This window comes from Glutamicibacter sp. MCAF14, assembly GCF_052114325.1.
Classification (GTDB): domain Bacteria; phylum Actinomycetota; class Actinomycetes; order Actinomycetales; family Micrococcaceae; genus Glutamicibacter; species Glutamicibacter arilaitensis.
In genome coordinates, this window is sequence record NZ_JBFREO010000005.1 from 300651 (window position 1) to 309338 (window position 8688).

An 8688-nucleotide genomic window follows, 5' to 3' on the forward strand; every position below is an offset into this window, starting at 1 on the left:
TAATTAAGCAGCCAGGCCGGTTGCCCGCAATAAGATCGCGGCCAAAGCACCGGTGACCACCACGACGAGGTAGGGAGCCTTGAAGGAAAGTGCTAAAATAGCGGCCGCAAGAGCACCGATTCGGGCATCGATAACAAGTTCCTGCCCCGAAGTGAAAGCATTAACCGTCACCAGCGAGGCCAGCAACGCGATGGTCAGCGTCGCGGCGACATTGGACATCGTCGGAGAATCCAAAACCTTGTGCGGAACGAAATAGCCACAGAGCTTGACCGCATAGGCGGTGAGGCATGCAGCCAGAATCCACCAGCTCAATTCGCTCATGCTCGCTCCTCTTCAACGCTTTCCAAATCGCCATGCTCGGTTGCGGCTGGCGCACGCCTGCCGGTGGCGACCGCATAGATTGCTGCACACCCTGCAGTAAGCAGAATCGGCAAGCCCGGGGAAGTTACCGGTACTGCCAGCGCGGTGAGGATTGCGGCGGCACTCGCGATCATGATCGGCTCGACTGATTTCAAGCGCGGCCAGAGCAAGCCGATGAAGGCAGCCACCGCGGCACCGTCCAGCCCCCAAGCTGCCGGATCCCCCATGCGTTCACCCAGCAGGGCACCCACAAGGGTGAAGAGATTCCATAAGACGTAGACACCCACCCCGGCAGTGAAGAATCCACGACGCTTTTCAGCAGGATCCGATTGCCCCAGGCTAACTGCGGTAGATTCATCGATGGTCACTTGGGCCATCCATGGCACATGCCTGCCCAAAGGGCGCAGTGTTTGCTTGATCTGCATGCCGTACACCGCATTGCGGATTCCCAACAGCGAAGCGGCCGAGAATGCTGCCGAAGGCGCACCGGCCCCAGAGATCACGCCAATAAAGGCGAACTGCGAGCCGCCGGTGAACATCAGCGCACTCAATGCGACGGTCTGCCACAAATTCAGCCCTGCAGCGATCGACAACGCGCCAAAGGAAATGCCGTACAGTCCCGTGGCGAACGCGATGGACAGGCCCATCTTGGTCGCCGGGGTGAACCTGCTAGCCGACGTGGTGGGCATCGTACCTGACCTTGTAGACCCCGCGCTTGACCTTGGCCTCACCGATTTCTACCTGCCGCAGCTGGTTCAGGTGCTTCACGTGGGTACCGCCGCACGGCTCGGCATTCACCCCGGCGATGCTTACGGTTCGAATCCCCTGCTCATCGGTGGTGGTGGCAATTTCTCCGCCGCCGGCAATGAGTTCGTTGACGCGCGCTTGGATCCATTCTCGTGCAGCGGCACGCTCGTGCTCATCGCCCAGAGGCAGATCAACGCTGGCCGGGTCGAAGTCCAAGCGCGACTGGCCAGGGAAGTGCGAATGGCCCTTATGCTGCCAGCCGCGGTCTTCGCCGGCGAAGCCCAGTACATGCCCAGCGGTGTGCAACGCGGCGTGTGAAAGCCTCAATGCGGCGTCAATTTCCGCGGTGACTTCTTCACCCACGGCCTTGGTGTCTGCACCGTACAAGACCACCAGCCCAGCTTCGTCACGCTGGACTGCCACCGGTTGCCCGTCCACGGTACCGGAGTCTTCGGGCTGGCCACCGCCCCGAGGATGGAAGATGTTGGGGCTCAGCGCAATCCACTGGCCATCTTCGCTGCTGCCTGTCGCAATGACGGTGGCACGGGTGGTGAAAACGTAGGTGTCTTGCAGGTACAAGTTGTCCTGTTCGATCGCGTGATCGTTCATGGTCTCTAGCCTTGCTCCAGTTCTTTGCGTAGTTCTGCCGGGCGGTTGCTGGTCAATTCCCCAACGCCCAGCCCCACCAGGAATTGTGCGTCGGCGGGACGGTCTATCGTCCACACTCGGGCCTTCAATCCTTGCTCCAGCCAGCGTCGCACCAAATGCTCATTGGCGCGGGTCCATGCGACACCGCAGCCTATGATGCCTGCTCCCCCGGCATTGATCAGTTCGATTCCCTCAGCCACCGAACGGTACAGCACTTCGTAAACCCCTGCTCGTACGAGGTCTCCTGAATCGATAAGCTGCTGGACACGTTCGGGATGGATCTCGGTCATCAGCTGGCACAGCAGCGACGTGTTCACCGTACGGGCCAGATAGCGCAGTGAATTCGGTTCAAAGCTCATCAGGGTTACGGAAATCTGCCCGCGTGATCCTGCCGTACCGGTTTGCGGGTCGAAGCCGTGCGCAGCCAGAACCTGGAGCACTGTCTTCTCGAGCAGGTGTCCGTATGGGCTTGGGTGCTTGATCTCGATCGCCAGGCCTACTGGTTTGCCGTGAGCTTCGATTAGCTCGAAGAGTTCATCCAAACTGAGCAGCTGCTCGTTTTCCGCACCGTACCCGGCTGGGAGCACGCTTGGGACAACTCCAGTGAAGTCCATGGCTTTCAACTCGGCCAGGGTATATTCGGCAACAAGCCCGGTGGAATCAGAGGTGCGGTCGACGGTGGGATCATGATGGCAAACGACTAGTCCGTCTTTGCTTAGGTGGACATCGCACTCTATTCCGTCCGCGCCCTCGTCAATGGCCTGCAGGTAGGCGGCCCGGGTATTCTCCGAGTATTTGTGCGAACTGCCGCGGTGGGCGAAAAAGAGCGTATCCATGGTTCCTACGCTACGCGATATCGGCCCTAATTCCAGCCTTCGGTGGCATCGCGCAGCTTCGCGTAGCCGGCATAGATTTCCGGCCGGGGCCGGGCCTGGTAGCGGGTTGACTCGGCGATATCCCAGACCGGCGGTTGCTCCTGGCCGCCCAGTGCCCAGGCCGCTTGCCGGGCGGCTCCCAGCGCCACGTATTCCGCAGTCCTGGGCACGTCCACGGCCACCCCGAAAATTTGCGGGGCGATGACCCGGACCGCCTCGGCCTGGGCGCCGCCGCCGATCAGCAGGATCCGCTTCGTGGCCACCTTGGTGCTCGCTTCCAGCGCCGCGACCGCATCCTTCATGGAGCACAGCAGCCCTTCCACATAAGCGCGGGCGATCTGCTCGCGGGTGGTGGTGCCGCGCAGCCCCTGCAACAGGCCGGTGGCTTCGGGCCGGTTGGGGGTGCGTTCCCCGCCGAGGTACGGCAGCAGCACGACACCGCCGGAACCTGGCTCGGCAGCCAGCGCCAGGTCGGAGAATTCCTGCTTCCCGACCCCGAGCATGCGTGCGCCGAAGTCCAGGACCGGCGCCCCGTTCAGGGTGCAGGCCAGCGGCAGGAATTTGCCGTTGGCGGCGACAAAGCCGGTCACCATTCCGCTGCCGTCATGCACGCTGTCCTCGACCACCGCGGAGGCCACCCCTGAGGTGCCGATGGAGATGCAGACATCACCGGGCTGCAGGTCGAGCCCCAGCGCGGCAGCCATATTATCCCCGGTGCCCGCGCCGATCACGGCGCCGGTGGAGGTCCGCCCCACCTGCTCATTGGCCTGGGCCAGCCGCGGCAGCTGCACGCTGTGCCCCAGTGCGTCCGCCGCGAGATCGGGCAAGAAGCGGCGCGCGGCCGGATCGTAGTACCCGGTGCCCGAGGCGTCCCCGTGATCGGTCACCGCTTCCTTGCGCCCGCCCAAGTGCCAGGTGAGGTAGTCGTGGGGCAGCAGGACCTGGGTGGTGCGCGACGCGTTCTCCGGCTCGTGATCGCGCAGCCAGCGCAGCTTGGTCACGGTCAGCGAGGCCACCGGGACGCTGCCGATCTTCTCGGCGCAGGCCTGCGCGCCGCCGAGCTCCTCGGTCAGCTCCTTGGCTTGCTGGGCGGAGGAGGTATCGTTCCACAGCATGGCCTCGCGCACCGGCTGCCCGTGTTCGTCCAAGGCCACCATGCCGTGCTGCTGCCCGGCGATGGACACCGCCGAAGCCTGCTCCAGCAGTCCCGTGGTGGCCGTTTCCAGCGCGGTGACCCAGTGTTGCGGATCGATCTGGGTTCCCGGCAGGTGGCTGCTGCGTTGCTCGGCCACCACTTCCCCGCTCTGCGCGTCGACCAGCAGGGCCTTGCAGGATTGGGTGGAAGAGTCGATGCCTAGGACGTAGGTGGGTTTCATGGCTGTTCCTTTGCGGAGGTGCGGACGACGTGGATGCGCGGGCCCAGGCCCTGCAGTTCGCTCATGAGCCGCTGATCGAGCTGGTCGTCGATGACCACGTCGTCGATTTCGGCCAGGTCCATGACGTGGTAGATGCCGGCGGATTCGAATTTGCTGGAGTCCATCACCAGGATCTTGCGCCGGCCCATTTGCAGCAGGCTGCGCTTGGTGCGCGCCGCTTCGGCATCCGGGTGCAGCAGGGCCTGGTTCTTGATGGCCGTGGTGGACACGAAAACGGCGTCGGCCATCAGCCGCTGGGCTTGCTCAACCACGATCGAGCCGAGGAAGGAATCGGTTTCGGCATAGTACTGTCCGCCCAGGCCGACCATGTCGATATGCGCCATCGCGGAAACCGCGCCCATCAGCGCCAGCGAGTGGGTAATCACGGTGGACGGTTCGCGCTCTTCCAAATAGCTGCCCAGCGCCCCGATGGTGGTGGAGTCATCCAGTGCGATCACCGAGTTGCGTTCGATCAGCTGCGCCGCGGTGGCCGCGAGCTGGCGCTTGACCTCGGCGTTCAGGTGCCGGCGCAGGCGCACATCGCGTTCGGCGAGCCGGGCGGTGATGGCCCGGGCTCCTCCGCGGATCCGCTCCACCCGGCCCTCCTTGGCCAGCTGTTCCAGGTCGCGGTGGATGGTCATGGCACTAACCCCGAAGATCTCGGCCAGCTCTTCCACCCGGCAGCTGTGGGACTTGTTCACATGCCCGGTGATTTCCTCGCGGCGGGTCTCCGGAGGCAGCCCCTGGACTGCATCGGGAGCATCGTTTTTAACATCAGATTCGTTATATGCCACAACTTCGATGATAGATGCTGCACCCGCACTTGCAAAACATCATTTTTTCAAGTTTTTAACAAAAAATCTGTTGAGTTTGTTGTTTTGGTGTTAGATTAGTTCAATCGATCGCACCTGCAAGGCCGTCGCAAAGGAGCGCCATGAATTCCCACCCATTGCCTGCACCACCGAGCACGAGCACCTCGATCCTCGATAAGCTCGGGCTGCCTCGCCCGCTGCTCTGGGGCTTCGTGGGCCTGATGATCTTCATGATCGGCGACGGCGTGGAAACGAACATCCTCGCCCCCTACCTGACTGGCGAACATGGCTTCTCCATTCCGCTGGCCGGAACCCTGGTCACCATTTACGGCGTGGCCGTGGCCATCGCCGCTTTCCTCTCCGCCTCGCTCTCCGACCTCTGGGGCCCGCGCAAGGTCATGTTCATCGGCGCAGGCATCTGGGTGGTCTTCGAGCTGCTCTTCCTGGGTGTCGCCCTGCACAGCTCGAGCATGCCGCTGATCTTCATCGCCTACGGGCTTCGCGGCTTCGGCTACCCCTTCTTCGCCTACGGCTTCCTGGTCTGGATTTCAGCCACCGCCAATGCCAAGCGCCTGGCCGTGGCCATCGGCTGGTTCTATGTGGCCTTCAGCTCCGGGCTTCCTACCCTCGGCGCGCTGACCGCCAGCGCCAGCCTGGAAATCTTCTCCCTGAGCTACTACCAGACCCTCTGGGTCTCCCTGGCGCTGGTTGTGATCGGCGCGGCAATCGCGCTGATTGGCGTGAAGGAAAAAACCGGACGCGCCGCCTTGGTCAGCAACCCGGAAGAAGTCTTCAAGACCATGAGCTTTGGGCTGCGCCTGCTGGCGAGCAATCGCAAGGCGCTGCTGGTGATGCTCACCCGAACTATCAACTCCGTCCCCACCTACGGGATGGCCATCTTCTTCCCGGCACTGTTCGTGGACCGATTCGGCTGGAGCGTCGGCCAGTTCCTGATCCTGACCACGGTGATCTACGCGGTGAACATCCCGTTCAACCTGTTCTTCGGTGCGCTGGGCGACAAGTTGGGCTGGTCCAAGGTGGTGGTCTGGTTTGGCGCGGTGCTCTGCGCGATCTCCATGGCAGCGCTCTACCTCGTGCCTGCCTGGGCCGTCGATCACGGCTATTCCTTCGCCTATGCCCTGACCCTGGTTATCGGTGCGGTCTTCGGCATCGGCCTGGCAGGCTTCGTTCCGCTTTCGGCCATCGCCGTCTCCTTGGCACCCGAGCACCCCGGAGCTGCCATGGCCTCCTACAACCTGGGCATTGGCGCCGCCGTCTTCGCCGGTCCGCTGCTGGTGGCCCTGCTCTACAACGTCCTCGGGGCCTCGGGCATGGTCTTCCTCTTCGCGGCGCTCTACCTGGTTGCGGCAATCATGTCCCACGCTCTGCGCGGCACCCAGCCCGGCTTCCACGGCGTGCAGCAGCCCGCCACCATCGCAGCACACTGATCCACCCTCGAACTTGCCGACCAAGGAGCAATCAACCATGAAACTGAACAACCGCACCCTGACCCAGCTTGATCCGCAGGTGGGCACCCCGCAGTACGACCGCAACAAGGCCACCGCCGGCATTGTGCACTTCGGCGTCGGCGGTTTCCACCGGGCCCACCAGGCCATGTACCTGAATCGGCTGATGAATCAGGGCAAGGCCCTGGACTGGGGAATTATCGGCATGGGCGTGATGGAATCCGATCAGCGCATGCGCGATGTGCTGTCGGCCAGCGATGGGCTCTACACCCTCGTGGTGAAAAACCCCGATGGCTCCCGTGAAGTCGAGGTGATCGGCTCGATCCTCGGCTTCCTCTACGCACCCGACGATCTGGACGCCGCCATTGAGCAACTGGCGGACCCGGCGATCCGCATTGTCTCGCTCACGGTCACCGAGGGCGGTTACAACGTGCACCCGGTCACCGGCGAATTCGACCTGGGCAACCAGGCCATCGCCGCAGACCTTGCCAACCCGCGGGCCCCGCGCACCACCTTCGGCCTGATCAGCGCCGGGCTGAGGCTGCGCCGCGAACGCGGCATCGCCCCCTTCACCGTCATGAGCTGCGACAACATCCAGGGCAACGGCGAGGTGGCGCACAAGATGTTCGGCGCCTTCGCCACGGCGCTGGACCCCGAGTTCGGCGACTGGGTGCAGGAGAACGTATCCTTCCCGAACTCCATGGTGGATCGCATTACCCCGGTCACCACGGATGCAGACCGCGCCGATGTCGCCGAGCGCTACGGCATCGAGGATGGATGGCCCGTGGTCTGCGAGGACTTCGAGCAGTGGGTTCTGGAGGACAAGTTCGTGGCCGGCCGCCCGCCCTACGAGGAAGCCGGAGTGCAGCTGGTCGATGACGTGGTGCCCTATGAACTGATGAAGCTGCGCCTGCTAAACGCCACCCACCAGGGCCTGTGCTACTTCGGCCACCTGGCCGGCTACCGTGCGGTGCATGATGTGGCGCGCAATGCCCTGTTCGCCGATTTCTTGTTGAGCTACATGAAAAACGAGGCCGAACCGACCCTGCGCGAGCTGCCCGGCGTGGATCTGGACGCGTACCAGCACAAGCTCATCGAGCGCTACAGCAATGAATATGTGGCCGACACCGTGGCACGGCTGTGCGCTGATTCCTCGGACCGCATCCCCAAGTGGCTCATGCCCGTGGTCCGCGAGAATCTCGCCGCCGATCGGGACGTCACCTTATCGGCCGCCATCGTGGCCAGCTGGGCGCGTTATGCCGAGGGCACCGATGAATCCGGCGAAGCAATCGCCATCGTCGACAGGCTGGCCGAGGAAGTGCATGCTGCCGCGTCCAATCACAGCGACGACCCGTTGGCATTCCTGCGCCAGCGCGACCTCTTTGGGGACGTGGTTGATGATGAGCGTTTCACCGCCCCGTACCTGAAGACCTTGGAATCCCTGCATGAGCACGGATCCCTTGCGACCCTGGCTGAGCTCATGGGCCAGAAAGCCACCACCCGCTAATCAAAAACCTGCGCCAAAGCCGGCCTGCTCGTGACCTCATTGCACGAGCGGACCGGCTTTATTGCGCGCGGCGATAGTGGGCGGCAATAACACCATTGCCCAGGCTCATTGTTTCCCTCACCTCCAGTCGGCGCGAAGCAGGCAACCCCGCATCGTACAGCCGCGGACCATGCCCGGCAATGATCGGGTGAACCAGAAAGCGGTACTCGTCGATCAGTCCCAGCTGGTCCAATGCTGTTGCCAGCTGGCCGCTGCTCAAAAGCACGCCGTCCGGCACACGCTCTATCAGCTCTTGAACCGACGTGCGCAGGTTGCCAATGAGATAGTGGCTGTTATTCCACGGAAAGTCGGCGCGCTGAGCGGAAACCACATATTTGGACTTGTCCTGCAACTTCAGTGCCCAATCGAGCAGCGCCTGGGGCGCCTCGACTTCTCCGCTGGCCACCAGCGGCCAGTACTCTTCCATCATTTCGTAGGTAGTCCGGCCCCACAGCATTGCTCCATGCTCGTCCATCAAGCCGGTGAAGTACTCGTGAGTCTCATCGTCAGCGATCCCCACTCTATGATCAATACAGCCATCAAGGGTGACATTGATAGCGAAGGTTAGATGCTCCATATGTGGATTCTCCTCGGCCAACGACCAGTGCGTGGGTCGACTCTAGAGCCGCCACAACTCCAGCGTCAAGGGACACCCAGCTAGTTATTGCTCCCTTAAACAGGAAAAGGGGGCCGGGCACCAGCCCAACCCCCACTAACCAGCAAGCCATCCCAGCAACCTGTTTTGCGGGTTAAACAGGTGAGGCCCTGGAACACAATAAGTGTTCCAGGGCCTCAAACCATTCATCTCAAGTTAAGTCC

9 protein-coding genes are annotated in these 8688 nt (G+C 62.7%); 2 read left to right on the forward strand and 7 right to left on the reverse strand.

The features are described 5' to 3' along the window. Positions 1–3: 3 nt before the first annotated feature. Genes AB4Y71_RS13480 through AB4Y71_RS13505 form a run of 6 tightly spaced genes read right to left on the reverse strand, consistent with a single transcriptional unit; the run spans position 4 to position 4839 of the window. On the reverse strand, positions 4–321 hold the full coding sequence (locus AB4Y71_RS13480) for an AzlD domain-containing protein (protein WP_441721017.1): 318 nt from the start codon (positions 319–321) through the stop codon (positions 4–6). Next, the gene (locus AB4Y71_RS13485) at positions 318–1049 is read right to left on the reverse strand and encodes an AzlC family ABC transporter permease (RefSeq protein ID WP_223261639.1); all 732 of its coding nucleotides are present in this window, start codon (positions 1047–1049) and stop codon (positions 318–320) included. The genes AB4Y71_RS13480 and AB4Y71_RS13485 overlap by 4 nt, the downstream gene beginning before the upstream one ends. Beyond that, complete coding sequence (locus AB4Y71_RS13490) at positions 1030–1716, reverse strand: hypothetical protein (protein WP_441721020.1); 687 nt, start codon at positions 1714–1716, stop codon at positions 1030–1032. Before AB4Y71_RS13490 ends, AB4Y71_RS13485 begins: the two co-directional genes overlap by 20 nt. Positions 1717–1721: 5 nt before the next feature. Then, the gene (locus AB4Y71_RS13495) at positions 1722–2591 is read right to left on the reverse strand and encodes a glycerophosphodiester phosphodiesterase (RefSeq protein ID WP_134781249.1); all 870 of its coding nucleotides are present in this window, start codon (positions 2589–2591) and stop codon (positions 1722–1724) included. Between the two features lie 26 nt (positions 2592–2617). Next, the gene (gene xylB, locus AB4Y71_RS13500; RefSeq protein ID WP_013347561.1) at positions 2618–4006 is read right to left on the reverse strand and encodes a xylulokinase; all 1389 of its coding nucleotides are present in this window, start codon (positions 4004–4006) and stop codon (positions 2618–2620) included. Beyond that, positions 4003–4839 (reverse strand): DeoR/GlpR family DNA-binding transcription regulator, encoded by an 837-nt coding sequence (locus AB4Y71_RS13505; RefSeq protein ID WP_441721022.1) that lies wholly within the window; start codon positions 4837–4839, stop codon positions 4003–4005. Before AB4Y71_RS13505 ends, xylB begins: the two co-directional genes overlap by 4 nt. A 140-nt stretch (positions 4840–4979) precedes the next feature. Between AB4Y71_RS13505 and AB4Y71_RS13510 the strand changes: the two genes are divergently transcribed. Together AB4Y71_RS13510 and AB4Y71_RS13515 are read left to right on the forward strand one after the other, a co-directional pair. Continuing rightward, positions 4980–6305: an MFS transporter gene (locus tag AB4Y71_RS13510; protein WP_195181671.1), complete on the forward strand. Its 1326-nt coding sequence runs from the start codon at positions 4980–4982 to the stop codon at positions 6303–6305. A gap of 37 nt (positions 6306–6342) precedes the next feature. Continuing rightward, the gene (locus AB4Y71_RS13515) at positions 6343–7830 is read left to right on the forward strand and encodes a mannitol dehydrogenase family protein (RefSeq protein WP_441721026.1); all 1488 of its coding nucleotides are present in this window, start codon (positions 6343–6345) and stop codon (positions 7828–7830) included. A gap of 58 nt (positions 7831–7888) precedes the next feature. On the opposite strand, the gene AB4Y71_RS13520 is transcribed toward AB4Y71_RS13515, so the two are convergent. Continuing rightward, on the reverse strand, positions 7889–8446 hold the full coding sequence (locus AB4Y71_RS13520; RefSeq protein ID WP_441721029.1) for a dihydrofolate reductase family protein: 558 nt from the start codon (positions 8444–8446) through the stop codon (positions 7889–7891). Between the last annotated feature and the right edge of the window lie 242 nt (positions 8447–8688).

Coding starts and splice junctions, on each gene's coding strand:
- AB4Y71_RS13490 (WP_441721020.1), bottom strand. CDS start 1,716: ATGAACGATCACGCGATCGAACAGGACAACTTGTACCTGCAAGACACC.
- AB4Y71_RS13480 (WP_441721017.1), bottom strand. CDS start 321: ATGAGCGAATTGAGCTGGTGGATTCTGGCTGCATGCCTCACCGCCTAT.
- AB4Y71_RS13510 (WP_195181671.1), top strand. CDS start 4,980: ATGAATTCCCACCCATTGCCTGCACCACCGAGCACGAGCACCTCGATC.
- AB4Y71_RS13485 (WP_223261639.1), bottom strand. CDS start 1,049: ATGCCCACCACGTCGGCTAGCAGGTTCACCCCGGCGACCAAGATGGGC.
- AB4Y71_RS13515 (WP_441721026.1), top strand. CDS start 6,343: ATGAAACTGAACAACCGCACCCTGACCCAGCTTGATCCGCAGGTGGGC.
- AB4Y71_RS13495 (WP_134781249.1), bottom strand. CDS start 2,591: ATGGATACGCTCTTTTTCGCCCACCGCGGCAGTTCGCACAAATACTCG.
- xylB (WP_013347561.1), bottom strand. CDS start 4,006: ATGAAACCCACCTACGTCCTAGGCATCGACTCTTCCACCCAATCCTGC.
- AB4Y71_RS13520 (WP_441721029.1), bottom strand. CDS start 8,446: ATGGAGCATCTAACCTTCGCTATCAATGTCACCCTTGATGGCTGTATT.